At 42.7% G+C, this 22,637-nt stretch carries 15 protein-coding genes and 1 tRNA gene; 4 read left to right on the forward strand and 12 right to left on the reverse strand.

The window, feature by feature from the left end; all coding sequences use genetic code 11:
• The 3 genes from ACYZZR_RS12005 to ACYZZR_RS12015 form a co-directional block, all read right to left on the reverse strand.
• Positions 1-2,037 (reverse strand): sensor histidine kinase, encoded by a 2,037-nt coding sequence (locus ACYZZR_RS12005; RefSeq protein ID WP_461534252.1) that lies wholly within the window; start codon positions 2,035-2,037, stop codon positions 1-3.
• A 225-nt stretch (positions 2,038-2,262) separates the two neighbouring features.
• Positions 2,263-2,883: a hypothetical protein gene (locus tag ACYZZR_RS12010; protein WP_461534253.1), complete on the reverse strand. Its 621-nt coding sequence runs from the start codon at positions 2,881-2,883 to the stop codon at positions 2,263-2,265.
• 116 nt (positions 2,884-2,999) lie between these two features.
• Positions 3,000-3,554 carry a hypothetical protein gene (locus ACYZZR_RS12015; RefSeq protein WP_461534254.1) on the reverse strand — a complete coding sequence of 185 codons (555 nt, stop codon included), beginning with the start codon at positions 3,552-3,554 and terminating at the stop codon, positions 3,000-3,002.
• 214 nt (positions 3,555-3,768) lie between these two features.
• Between ACYZZR_RS12015 and ACYZZR_RS12020 the strand changes: the two genes are divergently transcribed.
• The 3 genes from ACYZZR_RS12020 (at position 3,769) to ACYZZR_RS12030 (ending at position 8,328) form a co-directional block, all read left to right on the forward strand.
• Positions 3,769-4,515 (forward strand): dienelactone hydrolase family protein, encoded by a 747-nt coding sequence (locus ACYZZR_RS12020; RefSeq protein ID WP_461534255.1) that lies wholly within the window; start codon positions 3,769-3,771, stop codon positions 4,513-4,515.
• A 68-nt stretch (positions 4,516-4,583) separates the two neighbouring features.
• Complete coding sequence (locus ACYZZR_RS12025) at positions 4,584-6,458, forward strand: M1 family metallopeptidase (protein ID WP_461534256.1); 1,875 nt, start codon at positions 4,584-4,586, stop codon at positions 6,456-6,458.
• Between the two features lie 352 nt (positions 6,459-6,810).
• A complete protein-coding gene (locus ACYZZR_RS12030) occupies positions 6,811-8,328 on the forward strand; it encodes an acyl-CoA dehydrogenase family protein (RefSeq protein WP_461534257.1) in 1,518 nt (505 codons plus the stop codon).
• Between the two features lie 83 nt (positions 8,329-8,411).
• Here the strand turns inward: ACYZZR_RS12030 and ACYZZR_RS12035 are convergent, their stop codons facing one another.
• From ACYZZR_RS12035 to ACYZZR_RS12070, 8 genes are all read right to left on the reverse strand, one after another.
• Complete coding sequence (locus ACYZZR_RS12035; protein WP_461534258.1) at positions 8,412-9,122, reverse strand: energy transducer TonB; 711 nt, start codon at positions 9,120-9,122, stop codon at positions 8,412-8,414.
• A gap of 137 nt (positions 9,123-9,259) precedes the next feature.
• On the reverse strand, positions 9,260-9,589 hold the full coding sequence (locus ACYZZR_RS12040) for a VanZ family protein (protein WP_461534264.1): 330 nt from the start codon (positions 9,587-9,589) through the stop codon (positions 9,260-9,262).
• Between the two features lie 61 nt (positions 9,590-9,650).
• Positions 9,651-10,031, reverse strand: coding sequence for a glycine cleavage system protein GcvH (gene gcvH / locus ACYZZR_RS12045; RefSeq protein WP_461534259.1), 381 nt, complete (start codon positions 10,029-10,031; stop codon positions 9,651-9,653).
• Between the two features lie 181 nt (positions 10,032-10,212).
• On the reverse strand, positions 10,213-17,328 hold the full coding sequence (sov, locus tag ACYZZR_RS12050) for a T9SS outer membrane translocon Sov/SprA (protein WP_461534265.1): 7,116 nt from the start codon (positions 17,326-17,328) through the stop codon (positions 10,213-10,215).
• 32 nt (positions 17,329-17,360) lie between these two features.
• Positions 17,361-17,942: a Holliday junction branch migration protein RuvA gene (gene ruvA, locus ACYZZR_RS12055; RefSeq protein WP_461534260.1), complete on the reverse strand. Its 582-nt coding sequence runs from the start codon at positions 17,940-17,942 to the stop codon at positions 17,361-17,363.
• A gap of 95 nt (positions 17,943-18,037) precedes the next feature.
• A complete protein-coding gene (locus ACYZZR_RS12060) occupies positions 18,038-19,294 on the reverse strand; it encodes a sulfate adenylyltransferase subunit 1 (protein ID WP_461534261.1) in 1,257 nt (418 codons plus the stop codon).
• A gap of 19 nt (positions 19,295-19,313) precedes the next feature.
• Positions 19,314-20,255, reverse strand: coding sequence for a sulfate adenylyltransferase subunit CysD (cysD, locus tag ACYZZR_RS12065; RefSeq protein WP_461534262.1), 942 nt, complete (start codon positions 20,253-20,255; stop codon positions 19,314-19,316).
• A 72-nt stretch (positions 20,256-20,327) separates the two neighbouring features.
• On the reverse strand, positions 20,328-21,686 hold the full coding sequence (locus ACYZZR_RS12070) for an alanine/glycine:cation symporter family protein (RefSeq protein ID WP_461534263.1): 1,359 nt from the start codon (positions 21,684-21,686) through the stop codon (positions 20,328-20,330).
• Positions 21,687-21,827: 141 nt separating this feature from the next.
• Here ACYZZR_RS12070 and ACYZZR_RS12075 point away from each other — a divergent pair.
• A tRNA-Met gene (locus ACYZZR_RS12075) sits at positions 21,828-21,900 on the forward strand.
• Here the strand turns inward: ACYZZR_RS12075 and ACYZZR_RS12080 are convergent.
• Complete coding sequence (locus ACYZZR_RS12080) at positions 21,860-22,600, reverse strand: recombinase zinc ribbon domain-containing protein (RefSeq protein WP_461534266.1); 741 nt, start codon at positions 22,598-22,600, stop codon at positions 21,860-21,862. The genes ACYZZR_RS12075 and ACYZZR_RS12080 overlap by 41 nt on opposite strands.
• Positions 22,601-22,637: the final 37 nt, after the last annotated feature.

The following is a 22,637-nucleotide window of genomic DNA, read 5'->3' on the forward strand; positions in this document are numbered from 1 at the left end:
TTATCCATCAGTTTTAATCAGAATGTGAAACGAAGATCCTTTTCCTACTGTAGTGTCTACTTCCAAGCATCCGTTGAGCAAGGCAATGCGATTGCGGATATTAGACAAACCGATACCCTCCTTACCGGAAGCGAACATCTTCTTTTGATCAAATCCCTTTCCGTTGTCTTCTACCGAGATACGCAGCTCTCCGTTTTCTTCAGAGCACTGTACCCATACTTGGGTAGCCTCGCTGTGTTTTAAGGCATTGGCCAGCAATTCCTGTACTACGCGATATACGGTGATCATAAAAGGTTGAGTGTAATCGCGATGTAGTCCGGACGACTGAAAATCGACAGCCATACCCGGGTGAGTCATTCCCTTGCACAAATCACCCAAAGCAGCTTCAAGTCCCATATACAATAACGATTCAGGCATCAGGTTTCGCGCTACACGCCGCAACTCGTTTACCGATTTATCCAGCTGGTTGATAATGATGTGGAGATCGGCGGCAGAAGTGGTATCATTTTCGTGTTCATCTATATCGTTGGTCACTGCCGACAATTTCATTTTCACATTGGCTAGCATACCTCCTAATCCGTCGTGCAAATCTCTCGCCATACGTGTGCGCTCCCGCTCTTCGCCCTGCAACATGGCATTGTACAAACTTAACTTTTCCTGTTGTCGATGGTTTTTGAGTTCTTGTTCTAACAAGAGCTCTTTCTGTTCCAACAATATTCGCTTGCTTTTCTGCGCCCTATACCAGGCCAGTCCGACAACCACGAGCAAGATAAATGCGGATGCGAATACTATGGCGATGGTACGAACCTTCTGTAAGGATAGTTCTTGTTCCTGATTTTCGTTTTTTATCTTCAGTAGCTCCTGTTCTTGTCGAGCTGTATGATACTTTATCTCCAGCTCGAGTATTTCATTTTTACTCTCGTCTTTGTACAAAGAATCGGATACGGCATTATAGGCCTCATACCACTCTATGGCCTCCTGATACCGACCGAGCTTGGTAGTGACGGAAGCCAGGTTTTGGTATACCATCTTTTTATTTTTGAGCGAAGACCTTTTCTGAACGTAGTGGAGTACTTTACGCAAGGATTCCAGAGCTTCTTTATACCGACCGTTGCTTTCATATACGGAAAACTGTTCAAAGAGTATAGAGGCTTCCATATCTTCATTAACCTGTGATTTTGCAGCTATGAGCCCTTTTTCAAAATGTCTATATGCATCTTCGTAATTACCGATGGCTACATTATAGCTTCCAGAAACCGAGTGATACATCGGTACATAGTATAAATGAGGGTGGTTCTTTACGACTACAAATGCGCTGTCGAGTATTGCCTTCGTTCTCGGATAATCTTTGACAAAAAGGGCATTTTGAGCCCAGTTCACAAACAGTTCTAAACGGAATTTGGCAGCCTCGGGGCGACCTTCAAGAAAAGACAATGCTTTTTGAAAGTACTGATCTGCCTTTTCGTATTCTTCCTTGTTCATCAGGTTTATAGCCAGATTTTGATAATTGCTGCCCAACAAGGTAGAATCTCCTGTCTGCTCCGCCAGTGGGATTACTTTATTCAACAAAATTTCTACAAACTCATTAGCTCTGTTCTCGCGCTGCAGTAAAGAGCCGTAACTCGCCCAAGAGCGAATACTGTAGCGCAGAGCCTTGTCTTGTTTTTCGGGAGCGGCCTTCTCCAGATAGCGCACGGCTTCCATATAAGCCTTTTTTGCCTTTGGGAGATCGGCGTCGAAATAGGCAGAACCCCTAGAGTAGGCAAAGAGACCTCGGTAATAACTGGTTTCCCCTTTACCTCCTAAGAGCGCTTTCGCCTCATCGATATAATGCAAGGCATTGTCTACATCGTAATCGGACCAAAAGAGGCTTAAATCGAGTAATGCTTCTGCTCTTTCTTCCTCTCCTTCTATTTGTTTGAGCTGAGTGTACAGGCTGTCGCTGTGTTGCTGCAACTCCTCTTTTGATTGACCGATGCCTTGTGTAATACCAAACAGGCAGCACAAAACAAGTAGCCATCTGAGCTTATATGTCATCTTAACTGTAATCATTGAATTGCTGAAAGTACAGATAAATATTTAAACGTATCGTCCGTAATCCTCTTTCCTACCCACTGTTTCACACAGCAACCGGGCAACCGTAAAACAGGTTTAAAATTACTATCAGACACCTATATGTGCAATCCACGAAAACAATTATTTTAGTCGCGGGACCGGCTTACCTATCTCACTGAATTAGACATCGGCTATTCTTGAGTATCGTCATTTTGTTGAATAAGGCATTTTAAATTGCTCTAACAGGGTAAATACGTTGAGATCTGTCGAATTTTCTACTCTCAAATCCTTTTGGGCGATAACACATCTAGTTCTGATATATTTCCCGGAGTCTTTAGTCTCATTGCTCCGCTGCTCCAACAAAATGACCTGATCGTTCTTGTCGTCTTGCCAAACGTAAACCCTGCCGAAGTTTTTGTCCATATCCTCTTCGAGATAAAGCACTTCCGGATCTCCATTCTGTTTCTTTAAATAATTTACCAACTGTGTTCCTTCCTCTTCTTTTGCTATTTCGAGGGTTATTCCCAAATATTGATTGCTCTCATAACTGTCTACATAAAAATCTGCATAACTGTAATCGGAGGCATAGCCATCGGGGGCTACAAAGTCGGAAAAAACAACCTCTCCATATTTAAAATGATTTAATTCTTCTGTCCTATAAGACAGTACACCGTTTTGCACCTCGCGGTCTTTCTCCTTTTTATCTACATTCTTTAATACCTCAACTACACTTTCACCATACTGTAGCTTTTCAATATCGATTTGCGATTTACACGATGCCATTACCAACATATTAACGCTCAAAATAATTCCAAAAAACTTAGCCATTTCTTTAATTTTTATCTTTTTTGAGTATCCAACTTGCTTGCCCTTAGCCATACTCGCCAGGGTATTACCTCGGTTTATTTTACACGTTCTGTACTTAGTAGACAAAAGAGGTCTAATTATTCATTTTCAATTTTGTAATATTTTTTCAATGCTTTGTAAAGTTGTATTCTGTTTTTATAGTTCACATAGCGATATTCCGGCTCTTTAAAAAACAGAGAAATAAATACCCGATCAGTGCCTGCATAGTTTCTGCCGTAATTTGAACTTTTAAAGCTTTTTTCTATCACTTCATAAACAGGCATACTGCGATCGATCAACTGAATGAGGTTAAACGCTATATCTCCTTTTCTCAACGAAGTAATCCCCGCGTATACAGTCTGCGCTTTAGCAGTATCTTTTATTTGTTCGATGAGATACGGGATATCACTTTTAGTAAGCTCCGTTATGCAATTTTCCATATACGCCTTGTTTTCTATCTCCATGTTACTACCTCTATAGTATTCGCTGAAATAGCTGGGAAGCATCGTAAAATGCTGAAGGCTATCGATTATATCTCTATGTTTTTTTGAGATATTTTCACCCTGTACATCAGACGAAAAAGCTATACTATTGGCCTCTTTACAAGAGAATAAAAAGAAAACTACAATTGTAATTAGAGCTGAAGATTTCACAGTGAAAACTTTTTTATCGACAGTTATTTTATAAAAATTTATAATCAATACATTGTCCAAAACAATTAATACTGAGGAATTTTACTGTAAATAAAAGTATTTTATGCTTTCAAAACATCCTTGAAATCCAGTATTTTTAATGCAGATTTAACATTCATACTTTTTGACAACCAATATTTTACACTATTTTTAATGAAATCAGAAAACTGATCTCATGAAAAACACACTATTAAGCCTGTTCTCTTTAACGATATTTACTGCAATGAGCTACTCACAAGACCTCAAAACCGTCACCTATAAAGACGGTGATCAACAACTCGACGGATTAGTCACTTCCAACAGAGGTAAAAACCTACCTGGAGTACTGATACTACCCGCCTGGAAGGGGATAGATAACGAGGCCAAGACGGCCGCCTTAGACTTGGAAAAAGCAGGATATATCGCCTTTATAGCCGATATATATGGCAAGAGAAATATTCCTAAAGACAATAGTGCTGCAGCCGAGATTTCCAGTAGATACAAAAGTGATTACAAAGCCTATCAGCACCGTATTTCACTGGCGCTTGAGCAACTAAAAAAAGAAGGAGCAAATGCAAATAAGATTGCAGTGATCGGCTATTGCTTTGGTGGCACGGGTACGCTAGAAGTTATGAGAGCTGGTTTCCCGGTACAGGGAGTGATTAGTATTCACGGCGGACTAGGCAAGGACAAAAGCCGGCCTAATGGAGCGATTAGCACCAAAGTACTAATAGAAAACCCTGCCGACGACAGAGGAGTAACTCCCGAGGACTACAACGCCTTGATCAAAGAGCTCAACGACGGCAATGCCGACTGGCAGATTATCACCTACGCCAACAGCGGCCACACCTTTACCAATCCCGAATCTCCCGAATACAACGAAATCATGGCCAAAAGAGCCTGGAAACACACCCTGATGTTTTTGGAAGAGGTGCTGGAATAACTATTTTTGTGAAGAATGACACATTTACTATCTTACACGACTCTTCCTAACAAATAACCCTTTTTTGTATGAACCGACATCTTCTACTTACCGCTTTGCTATCGGTATTTCTATGGAGCATACACGCTCAGGAACTCTATATTCCTCGCGATGTACAACAAGCCTATAAAAACAATAGCCGCAGCAAAGACGGAAAACCCGGCACCAACTACTGGCAAAACAAGGGGGTATACCACATAGACCTCATTGTAAATCCACCCGACCGAAATGTAAAGGGCAGTGAGACCATAGTGTACACCAACCAAAGTCCGGATACACTTAAAACACTAAATTTCAAGCTATTTCTAAACCAACACAAGCCTGAAGCTCCTCGTTCGGGGCAAACTTCTCCCGATTACCTGACCTCGGGTATGCACATAGACCGCTATGTCGAAAATGGAGTAGAGCGGGAATGGACAGATGAAAACGACGGCACTAACAAAATGATAACATTGGCCAGTCCGCTACTTCCAGGAGAAAGTATAACGTTGGATATCGATTGGCACTTTGATATGTCTGTACAAAGTGGAAGAGAGGGAGCCATAGACGAAACTACTTTCTTCTTGGCCTACTTTTTTCCACGAGTGGCAGTATACGACGACTATCGCGGATGGGACACCATGATATTTAGTGGTAGGCAGGAGCTATACAATGATTTTAACGACTACAGCTTTTCCGTAACCGTACCGCCCAACTATATCGTATGGGCTACGGGCGACCTTCAAAATCCAGATGAAGTACTACAACCGAAATACGCAAAACGGCTGCAGGAGTCTATGGCCTCGGATGAGGTGATACACATCGCTACAAAAAAAGAGCTTGAAAACCGTGAGGTAACACCACAGAACCCCGGCAATACCTGGAAGTGGAAAGCAGACAATATCACCGATATTGCCATTGCGCTAAGCGACCATTACCTCTGGGATGCCGGAAGTGTAGTGGTAGACGCAAAAACCGGTCGTAGAGCAAGTGTACAAGCCGCCTACGACGAACCTTCGGAAGATTTTAAGGAAATGGTAAACTACGGAAAAAATGCTCTAGAGTGGTTTTCAAACAATTATCCCGGCGTGCCCTATCCTTTTTCCAAATCTACAATAGTGCGCGGTTTTGCCGATATGGAATACCCGATGATGGTAAACGACAACTCCTTTCCCGATCCGGACTTCGCACGCTTTGTGGTAGAGCACGAAATCGCACACACCTATTTTCCTTTCTATATGGGGATTAACGAAACCCGTTTCGGCTTTATGGATGAGGGCTGGGCCACCACCTTAGAGTATCTGATTAGCATACACAATCTAGGAGAGGAAAAAGCCTCTGAAAACTTTAAAAAATTCCGAGTAGAAAGATGGATGACTAAGGCCGATATGGAGTACCAAATCCCTATAATAACCCCGCTGAATACACTGAGCGGTGCTTCTATCGGGGTCAATGCCTATGGAAAATCGGCTCTGGCATATCTCGCACTGAAAGACTATCTAGGCGATACAGAATTCAGCAAGGCACTAAAGGGCTATATGGATCGCTGGAATGGCAAACATCCTATGCCGTGGGACTTCTTCTATTCGTTTAACGATATTACAGGCAAAGATCTCGACTGGTTTTGGAATCGCTGGTTTTTCAGCAACGGCTATATAGATATCGCCATAGCCGATGCCTCGTACAAAGGAGACATTCTCAACGTAAGCCTGGAAAATCGAGGAGGTATGCCAGCTCCGGTTAGCGTAGTGGTTACCGACAGAGATGGAAAGACAAGAGAATTCCATCAGACCCCCACTATTTGGGAAGCCGACCCTGAACGCAGTGTGATTACCCTAAACATAAAAGACATTGTAAAAGTAAATCTGGAAGGCGGCATTTTTATGGATGCAGATACGACCAACGACACTTTTGTCATTAAATAGGCGGCCTACAACAGCTGAATTGAGTGTCTGTAAATACTCTAAAAAAAGAGTTTTTAGCTGCTGACGCTCACTCATTTTGGATGTTGTATGCCCATTGAAATGAATAGCTTATAAACAAGAACTTTTCACTAACTATACGGTTTGTGAAATTTTCTTTCAAAAAGACAACAAACTCAAAATTAACAACTTAAATACACCTATATCTTAAACTAAGCAATACTAGATATCACAAAGGTTTGTGTTTGTGGAAATAAATGCATTTTTTTCGTTTATTTTATGGCTCTTAGCTTATTTTTTCTTTTATTGCAATGCTTGAAAATACTAGCCAAATTTTTCATAAACAACATTCTATATGAGTTTTACATCATCTCTTTCTTCCTCAAACCTTCCATATCAGGAGTTCCTCAAGAACTTCGCGGACTCTCTTGATATGATATTCAACAAAACTGCAGACATCAACCAACTGAGTTTATCTCGGGGTTTACCTACCAAGATTTGGAAAGATATTATGAAACTCAAACCACTTTCGGTGGCTATTCCACAAGAATACGGAGGAAGAGGTGTATTGGTAAAGGAATGTCTCGGCTTGTTATCCACGGCTTCCTATCAATCGCTCCCTCTTTCGCTCACTTTTGGAATCAATATCGCTCTTTTCTTGGAGCCACTTGCAAAATACGGAAAGGATGCTATAAAGCCGGAAATTTACAAAAGCTTTCTCGAGGATGGCGCTATGGGTGGATTGATGATTACAGAACCTAGCCACGGCAGTGATGCTCTTAACATGAAGACCTTTAACAAACAGATAGGGGACGATTATGCTATAAAAGGACTCAAACATTGGCAGGGACTTACGGGTATGGCAAAATACTGGTTGGTCACTTCAAGATTCATGAATGAGGAAGGCGAACTGGCGCGGGATATCGACTTCTTTGTCACGGACGAATCTAAACCCGAACAAAAGATAAAGGTATTGGAGTATTTTGACAATGCCGGGCTCTATATGATTCCCTACGGTCTAAATGAAATTGACATCAAAGTTCCCGGACAAAACAAACTTCAACCTAAGTCTACCGGGCTTAAAATGATGCTCGACATACTCCATCGAAGCAGAATGCAATTCCCGGGTATGGCTATGGGATTCTTACAAAGGTTAATGGACGATGCCATTGCACACTGCAAAGGGCGAATGATTGGCAATTCGAACTTGTTTTCAATGGACCAAGTGCAATACCAATTGTCTCGTATACAGTCTTCTTACACCATTTGTTCGGCCATGTGTGCTAGAAGTACTCAAATAAGTGGCATAGACCACGATGTAGCCACTTCTGGATTGCTTGCCAACAGTATGAAAGCACTGGTAACCGACCTGATGCAGGATGCTGCACAGACCTATGTACAATTGTCGGGAGCCAAAGGATACCGGATAAGTCACATTGGAGGAAGAGGGATTATGGACAGCCGACCCTTCCGTATATTTGAAGGCTCTAACGAGATGCTCTACACCCAAATATCAGATATTGTACTCAAGGAAATGAAGAGGTTTAAAACCGCTCATTTTGGCACTTATGTCAGCAAGAAAGCTGACACTAAAATGGCTTTTGAAGTATTGAAAAAAGAGCTCGACTTTAATATAGATGGCACATTATCTCAGCGAAAGTCGATAGAATTGGGCAAAATAATGGCTCGTATCGTTTCGCTAAACGATGTACTAGACCTCAACAATTCCGGTTTTAACCAAGAGCTCACTGAAAATTGTATTCAGGTAGTTCAACAGGAAATATCGACCCTTGTTCACTTGATGCATCACCACAAGGGAACTCGCGTACTAGACGATTATCAAGACCGAAGCAACTGGATGGACTTCGTTTAAGAGTAAAAAATAAATCAGATTAGCTAACAAAAAAACCCGCTCCTTTCGGAACGGGTTTTTTATATGATTATCACAGCTTATTACTACTGTAGTCTGAATGTTATCGGGATACTAAAGGGAACTCTTACCGGACGGCCTCTTTGCTTTCCTGGAGTCATTTTGGGAAGCTTACTGATAATACGAGCAGCTTCTTTTTCTAGGTTTTTATCCGGGCCACGCATTTTCACATTGGTGATACTACCATCTGTATCGATGGTAAACATCACCGCTACACGTCCTTGAACTCCCATTTCTTGAGAGATTTCAGGGTAACGGAAATGCTTGCGGATATGCTTTTGCATCATTTCTTGAAAGCACGCTCTCTGATCTTTAGCATTCTCACATCCGGGGAAAACAGGAACATCTTCAATAACTGCAAAAGGGACATCTACATCTACAGGCTCTTCTACTTCCGCGATTTCCGCTACTTCGGCAACTTCTTGCTGCTGATCAGTTTCGGTAGTTTCTATCACGTCTTCCACAATCTCTTCATCATCCTCAACCACTTCGATAACTTCAGGAGCTTTTGGTGGTGGCGGCGGTGGTGGCGGTGGTGTCTTTAACATCTCTGTAATCGGAATTTCCTCGTCCAGATCATCATCTACGTTCATCTTGTAGGTGAACGCCTCATCCTTGTCATACTTTTTCCATTCCAACCCCTGCCAAGTTAAAAACAGTACAACGGCTAACCCTATGGCAAAATAGAGCCCGCTGTTTCTGGTGAGATCGGCTTTTGGATTTTTTTTAGGTTCCATTGATTTAATTTTTTCTTTGTGATTAAGGTTATTCCAGTATTACTGCCTCTCCGATTCAATCGATCGGAAAAACAGTAATGTCTCCCGAAAATACTTTCCCGGTCGCTAATTTAATTATTTATTTTAAACAGTAACAATTAATTTTTCCTTTTTAACCCCTTGTTTAAGGCATTAATCAGAATAACAGTACAAAAACCGCATACAGCACCGACAGCATTGGCCAAAGCATCTAAAGCATCACCCGATCTGCCGACATTCATGATGTACTGTAAAACCTCAACAACTGTACCAAACAAAAGCGATATTAGGAGAGATATTATTACGGGACGTTTTCTAATTATTGAGAACCCTCCTTTATTCAAGATGTAATACCACAGTATAAAGAAAATGTAGTAAAAACAAAAGTGTACTACCTTGTCTATATGTGGAAAGAACAACTCAGAAGACGGAATATCCGACGGGGGCATAAGGCTCAATACCACTATTATCAAAGCCCATAGCAGTCCAAAAAAAGTGACTATGTCTTTCCTAAGCTCCAATCAATTCTTTATACGCTTCACTATCCAGAAGATCTTCTACTTCTCCCGGATCACTAATCTTAATTTTTATCATCCATCCTTCGTGATAAGGATCGGAATTCACCTTTTCTGGAGCCTCTTCCAAGGCTTCGTTAAACTCCACAATCTCACCAGAAAGTGGCAAAAAGAGATCGGATACCGTCTTTACTGCCTCTACAGTACCAAACACCTCTTCTCTGTCTAAGGTTTCATCGAGGGTCTCAACCTCCACATAAACAATATCTCCCAATTCACTCTGTGCAAAATCGGTGATTCCTACTGTGGCGATATCGCCTTCTACCTTTACCCACTCGTGGTCTTTGGTGTACTTCAAGTCAGATGGTATATTCATTACAATTTAAATATTATGTTATAATTTGTATCGCAAATGTAACTTTTAAACTATTTCCCTCCAAAACTTACCCGAGTAAAATACAGAAGTAATAAAACAGCCAAAACCTCCACTGTTTACACCCTATACAACTTGCGATTTTTCATTTCATCACAGCGACACATGGTCTTTCTTACAACTATCAGTTTCCGAAATTATAACGCAAGGTAACCCCCGATCGTATAGTGGTTTGAGGAAATGCCGTAGAAATGGCATATTTAGAAAAAGTGTGATCGTAAAAGAACAGGGCGGTAAAATTTTTGGTCAAGGCATAATCAGCCGTAAAGCGTATACTCCATATTTTCTGCCCAGAAGTGATTTGATTGTTGTCGAGGTCGAGGTTTCTGATAATGGTGATATTATCTCTGAGGGACAGGTCGGCCTTGAGATTGATATCGCCCTTAAGCGTCTGTCTTGTTCCTCCAATACTGGTAGTAAAAGGCACCTGATTAAATCGATATCCCAATCCCAAAAGATATTCCTTCCCGGTGGTCTCGGTGAGCAAATTGTTGTCGAAACTCAGCGAAAGTGCTCGGTCTTTTTTTACCTCTGCCTGTATACTCACAGAGTTTTTCATTTCGAAATCCACTCTTATCAGCGGATTGAATTGCTCTACTAGGGTCACATTGGTGTACAACAACTCGTTGAGAAAATTTCCAGACTGATCGGTTTTCAAAGGGTTTCTCTTGTCGTACTCCAGATTAGAGCGGAAAGAGTTTACACTGTAACTCGCTCGATATCCATGCCCCAACGAAAAACGTCGGAAGTGGGTTTTAAACCAGTCCAATCGCATCAATCCGGTATATTTAATATTCCAGTTAGGTATGGGTATATTCTTAAAAACTCCCAATCCTACCTTGTCGGCACTTTTTCCTGAGTAGGCCGCCATAAAAGCTGGGAGCAATACCGATTGGTTGTTTTTCCCATATCCTTTGGGGTAACCTTCTTCATCGAGATTGGCTGCGTCATTTAGGTCAATACCATCGCGCTGTGCCAAACGTCGAGCGATAGTCATACGGTTTTCTCTAAAGGTTTCAAAAGTTTCCGAATTTATATCGTCACTTTTGCTAAAGGCGGTTTTTATCAATACGGTAGATATAGAAAAATCTCCGTATTTATTCCCCAGGAGGCTTTCGTACTCATAAACCCCTCCCGCTTCCGAAACCTGGAAATTTTCGGCATAACTATCTGCATACTGCCTGTCGGCTACGAGATCTATCATCAAATCGGAAGTCGGCTCCAAATTGGCGGTAATATTGAGTTGAGTGCTGTTGCGCTCCATATATTGCTGGTTGAGATCGGGAAAACGGGTAAGCCATCCCCTTCTGGCTGCCTCGTAACGAATATCAGACTGGCTTCCAAACACAAAGCCCCACGAAGGTCTTAAGGTTCCGATAAACCCGATAGACTCGGTGTATCCGGGAAGTACCTTACCGCGGTTATCGGTATAGCTTATGTCCATACGCTTGACCATAGTGAGTAAGTCGACACCGATATTTCCAAGGCGTTTACCTATACTTTCTTTTTCTACCTGCTCCTCTTCGGTAGCGGCGCCCACCCGTCGTCGCCGTGTTCTAGAATCAGACTGAGAGTCATTTTTAACACCGAGGTAGCTATACAACCGATCCATACCTAGAGAGGCATTGAGCACATGAGTCGAAGCATTCTGTACGGTATTTACCTGCTCCCCTGCCACCTCATTGATCACGTCATTCCCCCGTTGCCAGTCGAAATCGCCGGTATAGGTATAGTTCCCTTCTATAAAATTGAGAAAGGGGATTTTGTTGAATGGAAATTCATAGCTGAGTTGCAATTGCTGCGTATGTCGGTTGGGGTCGCCCGTATTCCAAAATCCGTCCCATATATCCATTTCTTCCCTCATGATTCGATTGCCGGCATCGTCCATATCGTAGTAATTCCTCACTATATTGTAATTCGACGCGGTAAAATTGAGTCTCAGCGATCTGGTGAGATTGTAATTGATGGTATATTGCCAATCGAATAGGAAGTTGCGCTGTTGAAGGGTGGGAAGCTCCAGTTGATCGTCGGCATTTACTCCTTCTATATTCACTCCGCGAAAACGCTGCTGGTTAAAGCTACGCGTTATATTGGAATTGACTGATATATTAGTAGGCAATGGATTAAAATTAAATTCTTTCAGCCATTGCCAATACTTACTTCTCAATATGGAATCTTTCTTTTCAAAAGGAGCTATCTCCAAGGGTTTGAAATTGTAATTGTACACAAATCCCGTTCGCACATTTTGATCTCGGAGTTCTTCTATTTCAAAATCTCGATGGTTGACCTCGTTATAAGAATAGTTGAAAGTAAAGTTTTCTATATCGTACACTCTTTGCTTTTGTTCTTCCCCTCTGTTTTTCCTCACCCCGATAAGGTTGATACTCCTCCTCTTAGTGTAATCTTCAGCCCGATTGCGTATCTCGTCCTTTTCGCTTTGCGTAGTGGCGGCATTGATTCGATCTTGCAATTTGAGATCTTCGTATACCGGATCGAATTCGGGAGTAATCAACTCTTCGGAAACACTGTAGTTTACCGGGATTTGAATTCCCCACTTTTTAGGGAGTAACTGCCCGAGGTTTATATTGGTATTGAGCCCGTACTGTACCACATCTTCACGGCTTCTCTCGTTGGGTTTCTGGTCTATAGCTCCAAAGCCTGAAGTGCTTTTACTTCCTGTAGCCGAGATATTGGCAAAATCTGCAATATTGGCATCGATCTGTGCGATGGCTGCCCACCCTCCCTTATTGTCTAGTTCTGCCAGCCGCAATTCGTTGAACCACACCTCTCCACACACTTTGTTTCCGGTGATGTTCTTAACCCCTACCATAATTGCTCTCACACTTCCCAGCGAGGGATTTCCCTTTATTCCCACTCGAAGCTCACCCGCTTCTCGGGGGTCGAATTCCCCAACCTGGTTTGCCTCACTGTCGTAAAAAACCAGTTCGGATAGGGAGCCATTGGCTATACCTGCAGATTTGATTTTTGAAAACAGGCTAAAAGGCACGTCCAAATTGTTGATATCAGGCCAAATTTCTTCGGGAGTAGAAGCTCCGGCACGGGTAATTGAAAGCGGAATTTCCGCTTGGTAAAAGTTTTCACTAAAATCTGTTCCAATTCGGATAAAGGCTACCAGCTCTCCATCTCTAATCGGGTTGTTTTTATAAGCTTCGGCATGGAGAAACATCTTGAGTCGTTTGTACTGCCTCATATCCATCTCTACATTTTTATACACCCCCCTAGAATCCTGTTCTTCCAAACCACAAACGGCAAATGACAAGGACTGCTCATTTTGGCGCACCACCATATTGTTGTTGGTGAGCTCTTCTCTTTCCACTCCGGGAGGCAAGCGATAAGGTATGGGAGAACGCTGTTCGTTTTCCTCTATGTTTACAGTACTCACCTCTACCGTGGTCCCGTCGTCGTCGGGATTGGTGTCTGTCTCCGGTTGCAAACTACGAGTATAGGCTCTCCAGTCGCCTCGTACTAGATCTAGTGTACCGAAGCGCAATACGATATCATCGTTAAATCCGGTGAGATACATCCGCATAAAGCTCATAGAGCGGAAATCTGAAATTCCGCCTACCGCCTTGTCAAACTCTCTTACCGGGATTTTAAACTGTATCCACCTCGCCTTTGTGGTTCTATTGTCGGGAGTTTTACGCTCTACCTCTTTGATATCAGACACATAGCGATCAGAACGCTGAATATTGGGTTTTATAGGGATTCGGTATTCGTAATAACTGTTTACGGTATTCATAGTACCATCTCCATTGACATCTTCTACGTCTGGTTCTGTAGTAGAGCCTCTGTCGTTATTCCCCACATTTACAGGTGAATTACCTTGTAGATTATTGTAATTCAGATATCTGTCTAATATACTCCCCCCGGCACTGAGGTAGTACTCATAATTGTCTAATGCCGGATCGGGGCCTGGGTTGTTGGTAAAGACAGCAGCTTCAGCAGCATCGTCCAAACCGTCGAGCCCTACGTCTTGCACACTTCTGTTACCCGTATCCGCATCAAATGCATAAACCAGTGATTGGGTAGAGGGCACCTTACCCCAGGAGGTGTTCGATACCAGCTCATTACTATTCACTCCTGGCAATCCGTTTTCGTATTGTTTCTTACCGTCTTTGAGAATATCTTCTGAAATACTTCCGAGGTTAAACACCAATTCTCCCTGCCCGCTATTTGTTATACCATTAACATAGGGATCCATCACCCAAAACTGAATGTATTCCACATTGCCTTGTTCAAAGTTGGTACTGGTCAGTCCGCGCATAATTCCCGCCCATCGGTTTTCTGGGGGCAAACTTTCAAAATCAGCTGCAGGGCTGTTGTTGTAAGGGCCCTTATTTCTGGGATAGTAAGCGAGATCTAGTGTGGCCTGTACCGTGGTCTCTCCCTGTGAAATATCGACCTCGGGAAAGATCTCATCGATATAAATACGCCTAGTTTCATTGAGCGAGATATCGGCATCGCTCACCTCCGATGGCTTTTGTGAGGTATAGAATATGGGATCTATGGTATACCAAGCCATTTTTGAGCGCTGGTAACCGTTTTTCAAGTTTTCCGGATCGTCTGGCGAACTGCCGTAAAGTTGCTCTCCAGGGACGAACTCTAAGGGAGTACTTGCCAGCGACCAAGCCAAGGGAGTTCTCATATCGACCAGAGTTTGCGCCCCTTCAAAATCGTCTACATATACAGTAGTTTCTCCTAGAAAGCTATCGTGTTTAGGCGAACCAGGCATCAAATAGGCCATCTCTCCTCTCACAGAAAGATTGGATGGCACATCGGTATCTATATTTGGGAGTTTGTTTACCCATCTGGTGAGAAAAGGAAGTTCGGTAGAGAAATTCCCATTAAACCCAAATATCGTATTGCTTACCGGTTCGAGTCCGTAACTAGCCTTTTGAGTTAAGGGTTTTTCACTCATATTGAGCAGGGTTGCTCCCAACATAAAATTCTTGTTAAACTGATGCTCGATATTCACCCCGGCAAACCTTCGAGTTTGCCTTCCAAACACGGCATTGTTCTCTACTGAAACCTCTATGGGCACATTAGACGTCCTAAGGCCTTCGTCCAATATATTGACCATTCCAGTCTGGTAGTTCACGGTAAAATCTATACCTTCCTGTAGCATTCTTCCTCCTGCACTTACCCGTACAGACCCCTGAGGAACGTTGAAAGCCCCGATAGGAATACCTTCACCTCCCTCAGATTTGTACTCTCCCTTGAGCTGAAATTTATTCTTATCACTATCTTCAAAAGCAGCTGCCTTAGTCTGATTGTACATACTTCGGAAGACGTATTTTTTCTGGTTTGGGTTGTAGGTATCGGGCTGATTGTAATTACCGCCCCCCAAGAGTTGGTGTAGATAAGAACCAAAAGGCTCTACCTTGGTAAAGATAATCCGACCATTGCGCGGATCTATGGTTATTCCGGGATAATAGTCAAAGAAACCATCACCCCCATTTTGAGGATCATTGTACGAATTGAGGCGGTCGAAATTAAAGACATCCAGCAATATCCGGTCTTCTAATCCCGTTGGCCATGAAGACTCTTCTACCGGGCGGATATAATTGACCGGAGAAGGATCGGTATAAAGTATATTGAGTTTAAAATCTTCCTGACTGAGTTGATAGGCTCCGGTGGCGTAGATATTCTTCATCATCAGATCCCATATAGGATCGGATACATTAGTGATATTACTCTTGAGCAACTTTAACACCAGAGTCTGGTTGTTGACGGCTATGACCTGTCCTCCAGGCCCAGTTTCATACTCCGTAGCATTTACCCCGTCGTTGGCAAATTCACCCACCTGATATGCCTGTCCGCGATAGGTGTACTGAAAGGCTACCGCAAGCACCTCATCATTGCTGAGTTTTTGATTGAGGGAAATATATCCCAGTTTAGGATCGAGGGTAAAATCGGTACCTTGTATAAGTTTCTGAGCATTTTCTAGTATAGCATAGTCGTATCCCTGATTTACTATAGCATTTACAGCCCCAAAGCCCGACTGCACTGTGGCCATATCTCTGATCTGTTCTGTAAGCACAGAGCTACCACCTATTTCTCTAGGGTTGTAATTATTAGCCTCATTTCGCGGGAGCAAATCACCCCCGCCGGGATTAAAGAATCCACCGGGAGCATTAGTGTTGATTCTCGTATTCTCCGGATCGGCTTCTCCCAAGTCTTGTATCCCCACTATATTTCGTATGTTGTCGGTACGCCTCCCCCTGTTGGTTACCCACACCTCGATACGCGTAATCTGAACCTGGCTCTGTATAAAGGGATAGCGCTCAAGAGCTCTGTCGTACTGATCTCTAAAGAAGTGTGATAGAAAGAAATGCCGATCTTCGTCGTAATCCAGTGCAAAAAACTCAAAATCTTCGAGAGTACCTCCACCTTGGGCTACTACAGACCGCACTTCGGAACGCTGTTCTGAAAACACTCCGGTAACCCTAGTTTTTCCAAACTGTAATTCAGTTTTCACCCCAAAAAGACTCTGAGCACCTGATATAAGTGAACTATTGAGAGGCATACTCACATTACCCACTTCTATTTTACGAACAATATCATCTTCAGAAGGGGTATATTCCAGTTTAATGAGATTCTGAAACTCAAAAGTGGCCTGGGTGTCGTAATTGGCCGTAATCGAAAGTCTTTCTCCTACCTTTCCCAGCATACTCATACTGATCCTCTGGTCGAAATCGAAGGTAATGGCACTCCTATTGCGAGGGGAGAAAGCGGGGTTGTCATTTCTGTTGTAAAGCAAACCGAGATCTACAGCTACCGACCCCTGGGGTACGATATCGATATTAGAACCTCCGAAGATAGATTCGAAAAAATTGGAATTCACGTAAAAGTCGGGCAACAAATCCTTTTGTGCATCTTCTACCCCTTCCTTTTGTCCTGAAATAGCATCCATCTTCTGCCTGAAGTAGCGCTTCATACTCTCTTTGCGCTCCAGCTCTCTAAACTGTTCGGGGGTGAGCATTATCGGATGCTCTGTATTGAAGCCATCTATGGTCTCGGCATAGATATACATATCTGTAACAGGGTCGTAGATATACTGAGAAAGAATACTAGACGGTGTTTTTAATCTGATTTCTCCGAGAACTCCTGCCGGCTGTACCGAATCTTGTGTGGCAGGATCTACATTTTCCTGAGCCGTAGCCAACACTGCCACAAATGTAGCTAAGAGCCACAAGAGGCCTCTAAGAATATTGGATATTTGTCTCAGATAAGTAATTGTTCTCAAAATCCTTATAGCATTTTAAGCGCATTCTTGATAATCTCTTCTACACTTAAATCCGGATTCTCTCCGGTAATCTTTGCCACCACCTTTTCCGACTGCTTTCTGGTAAATCCCAGAACTTCCAGAGCAGATAGTGCCTCTTCTCCATTATTGTATTTCCGGGATGTGACATTCTCTTCAAGGTCGTAAATTTTAAGCACTTTATCCTTGAGGTCGAGTATCACCCGTTGGGCTGTTTTTGCTCCTATGCCTTTCACTCCCTGTATAACGGGAACATCATTTGAAGCTATGGCGTCTCTTATTTGATCGGGGCTTAGAGAAGAAAGCATAGTACGGGCCGTACTTGTACCTATACCTGAAACCGAAATCAACAACCGAAAGATATCGCGTTCATACCTGTCGGCAAAACCGAATAGGGTATGCGCATCTTCACGTATGTGGAGGTGAGTGAATAGTTTCAGGTTTTCTTCTCCGCTTATCTGGGAATAGGTATATAAGGATATATTGAGGAAGTAACCTACACCATTGCAGTCTACAACAATATGCGTAGGGTATTTCTCGACAAGTCTTCCTTGAATATGCGTTATCATAGGTATTCGGTTAGCTGTCCAAATGTAATAAATTATTTCACAAACACAGCATCAAACCGTTCTTCTTGCCCTAATAAAGCCTCAGACTCTGCAATCTACACTATCATACCCGCAGCCACGGTCTCATTGGTACTCTCATCGATAAGAATAAGGCTTCCTGTAATGCGATTGCTCCGATACGAATCGAACATCAGAGGTTTGGTAGTTCTCATCCTCACCTTGACTATATCGTTCATCCCGATATTTTTGTCTTCTTCGTCTCTTTCAAAAGTATTGATATCTACCTTGTACAATATATCGCGTATCATCGCCTTTTGTTCATTGGAAGTATGGCGTACGATATATTTTGCACGGGCTTTGGCAGGATGAGCATGAAGCCAACACAGCATTACATCTAGCTCCTGTTCTACCTGGGGTTTGTTGTTAATGCGCACAATCATATCCCCCCTGCTGATATCGATATCGTCTTCGAGGGTAATAGACACCGACATGGGTGCAAAGGCCTCTTCCAGGCTTTGCTCAAAGGCATCTATCGTCTTTATTTTGGAATTAAATCCAGAAGGCAGAATAGTTACCTCATCCCCCTTTCTGAATATACCACTCGATATTCTTCCCGCATACCCTCTGTAATCACGGTGTTCTTCACTTTGAGGTCGCAATACGGTTTGTACCGGAAAGCGTGCATCGATTTTGTTGGTATCGCTGCTGATATGCATATTTTCTAAAGTGTGTAAGAGGGTTGCCCCTGTATACCAGTCCATATTTTCAGAACGGTTGACCACATTGTCGCCGAGAAGTGCGCTGATAGGTCTGAAATGCACATCTTTCACAGCCAGTTTGGAGGAGAATGATTTAAATTGCTCTACTATATTATTGAACACTTCCTCTGAAAAATCTACCAAATCCATTTTATTGACACACACAATAATATGTGGTATTTGCAGCAAGGAGGCGATAAAAGCATGCCTTTTAGTCTGCTCAATCACACCGTGACGGGCATCAACCAATATAATGGCTGCATTGGCTGTAGAAGCTCCGGTTACCATATTCCGGGTGTACTGAATATGGCCTGGTGTATCGGCGATAATAAATTTCCTTTTTGGAGTAGTAAAATAGCGATAAGCCACATCTATGGTGATACCTTGTTCCCGCTCATCGCGGAGTCCATCGGTAAAAAGGGCTAGGTCTACCCCATCGTGTCCTTTTTGCTTACTGGTCGCCTCTATGGCCTGCAGCTGGTCTTCAAAAATAGATTTCGAATCGTAGAGCAAACGCCCTATCAAGGTGCTCTTTCCGTCGTCTACACTACCTGCCGTAGTAAATCTCAATATCTCGCTATTCTCAAGTTGCATGATTCTCTGCTTTTCCAAATTAAAAATATCCCTGACGTTTGCGGTCTTCCATAGCCGTTTCTGAACGTTTGTCGTCAGAGCGATTACCCCTTTCTGTCTGTCTCATGGTAGCTACCTCTTCTGCTATTTTCTCCACAGTATCGGCATCCGACTCGATACCTCCGGTAATAGTGATATCGCCGAGAGTACGGAAACGAATCCGTTTGGAAACGATCTCTTCGTGTTCTTCTATCTTGAGAAATTCTGAATTGGGGATCCACGAATTATTGCGCCACACTACTTCTCTCTCGTGAGCAAAATACAGAGAGGGGATTTGTATTCCTTCTCTTTTTATGTAATTCCACACATCCATCTCGGTCCAATTACTGATAGGGAAGGCTCTAAAGTGCTCTCCTTCGTAGTGTTTGCCGTTGAATAAGTTCCACAATTCCGGACGTTGATTTTTGGGATCCCACTGTCCGAAATCGTCGCGATGCGAAAAGAAACGCTCTTTTGCCCTCGCTTTTTCCTCATCTCGACGACCACCGCCTATTGCACAATCTATGCGATGCTCTTCTATAGCGTCTAGCAAGGTGGTTATCTGAAGTGCATTGCGAGTAGCATTCTTCCCTCTTTCTTCGGCTACGCGCCCATTATCTATAGACTCTTGTACCGACCCCACAATAAGTCTTGCACCGAGCTGCTCTATCAATCGATCTCTAAATGCTATGGTCTCCGGAAAATTATGTCCGGTATCTACGTGCATCAAGGCAAAAGGGATACGCGAAGGATAAAATGCCTTTCGCGCAAGATGGGTGACTACTATGGAGTCCTTCCCTCCAGAAAACAGTATCACCGGATTCTGAAATTGCGCCCATACCTCGCGAAGCACATAAATAGCCTCCGATTCCAACTCGTCTAAATAATTGAGGTAATAGCTATTCCCAACTGTTTCAATTTGCTCCAATTCCTTTTCCAACATCTCGATTAAGTTTAAACGGTGTTTTAATAGTCTACAAAATTAGTAGACTTTTGCGATAAACAAACAAGAGTTTCAATTTTTTTTCAATTTATCGAAATAACTATTCATTGCCCTATTCATATCCGGGGCAAGCCACAACACTGCTATCATGTTAGGAATGGCCATCAGAGCAAAGGCCAAGTCGATCAAAGAGATTACAAAGTCTACCGATGCCATAGCTACAAAGATGATACTGAAAATATAGATATAATTATAGGCGCGTCCAACCTTTTCTCCACCCAGATAGGTAAGGCACTTGGTTCCGTAATACGAATAGGTAAACAAGGTAGATATGGCAAAGACGAACACGGTGATCATAAGCAGCACGTCACCATAACCAAAAAGCAGCTTTTCAAAAGCATTCAACGTCATGACAATTCCATTGGTTTCTGTCGTTTCATGTGCGCCGCTGATAATAATGATAACAGCTGTGATAGAGCACACAATAATAGTATCTATAAAAGGCCCCAGCATAGCTACCAATCCTTCTTTGGCAGGCTCGTCGGTTCTGGACTGCCCGTGATACATAGGAGCGGTACCTATACCCGATTCGTTAGAGAACACTGCTCGTTGCACCCCGATGAGCACCAGTCCCCACAAACCGCCGTTCACTGCCGTATTAAGATTGAATGCCTCTTGGAAAATCAGCATTAAAGAAGGCCATATCTTATCCGGGTTGAGCACCATGATGAGCAATGCCGACAAAAAGTACAACAATACCATAAACGGTACCATAGCCGAAGCAACCCGAACAATTTTTTTAAGTCCGCCAAAAATAACCATAGAAGTAAGCACCACAAGAACGACACCGATAATAAACCTCCACTTCATCTCTCCTATCTGATAAAAACTTTCGGGATTTACAACCTCTACTATAGTCTGTGTAAGCTGATTTACAGTAAAGGCCGGAAGCACTCCGACCAGACCAGCGAGACAGAAAAACACCGCCAGTATTTTTCCCTTTTTACCTAAGGCGATCTTCATATAATACATAGGGCCAGCTTTCACTTGCCCTTGCTCATCTACTTCTCGGTACAACACCGAGAGTCCACAAGAGTAAAATTTAATACAAGCGCCCAACATCGCCGTAAGCCACATCCAAAACACCACTCCCGGTCCGCCAGAATAAATGGCGATGGCTACTCCGGAGATATTTCCCAAGCCTACCGTAGCGGCAACTACGGAGGCCAAGGCCTGAAAATGACTCACCTCTCCTGTCTCCCCGCCCTTATCGTGCTTTCCAGACACTACTCCTATGGCATGCCTGATATATCGATAGGGTTTAAAACGAGAATAACCTACGAGAAACAAGCCTCCACCGATAATAATTACAAGCATTATCCATTCGGAAACACCTACCAATTGCTTTAAAACACCAGTTACTACATCCATTGAGTTTTTTTTCAGACCCAAATATAACCAAATCAGTCTTATAAGAACTGTAATTCAGCCATCTCTCCTTTTGGTTTAAAATTAAAACTCATCATCCTTTGGTATTGTTATTTTTCGTCGTATATTTGCACTCTCAAACATCGCGGGATAGAGCAGTAGGTAGCTCGTCGGGCTCATAACCCGAAGGTCACAGGTTCGAGTCCTGTTCCCGCTACTAAACAGGACAAATGAAATTTATTTTCGTTTGTCCTGTTCTTATTTTGGGGTAATACGTTGTTTATCTGAAAGATATAGTTTGCGATTACGTTCATTCGGGCGGTTCGATAAGTTTTTCCGTCAAACACCAATTTTTCAGGGAATATCGAACCAATTATACCTCTCCTTGTGTTGATTTCGCCCTCACGGTACATTTTGGGAATATTTTCTATGTACTTTAAAGCCTTGTCCAAAGACTTATCTATATTGATTTTCTGGGTATCAGAACCGTCCTTGCTCAACTGTTCTTCCAGATTTTCAATTCGTTTCTTACATTCATCTTTGATTTCGAGATATTCCTTATCATCAATAATTTCAGATAGCAGTTTGTTGCGTGCTACTGATAACCTTGCATTCAGTTTATCTATTTCCTGTGCAATCTGTTTCTTTTCGTCAAATGGATTATTCACGAATTTCTTGTAGTTGTCCAACAATAGTTTTTTCACTATTTGAGCAGTACCGTTTAATGCAAAATGACGCATACTCTTTTCAAAAATATCGTTGGCTAATTCAGCTTTTTGACGGAAGCCACAGGAAGAAACGCAATGATAGTAATAATAACGGCTTGTTCTTCCTTTGGAAGCACTACCTGTTAGGTTGCGACCACATTTGGGACATACTAAGAAACCACGGAGGGGCAGGTTCTCATCTGAAAGTATTTTGGTATTAGGACGTTCTACCCTTTTATTTCCGTCC

The sequence above is a fragment of the Sinomicrobium sp. genome, assembly GCA_029266035.1.
Taxonomy (GTDB): domain Bacteria; phylum Bacteroidota; class Bacteroidia; order Flavobacteriales; family Flavobacteriaceae; genus Sinomicrobium.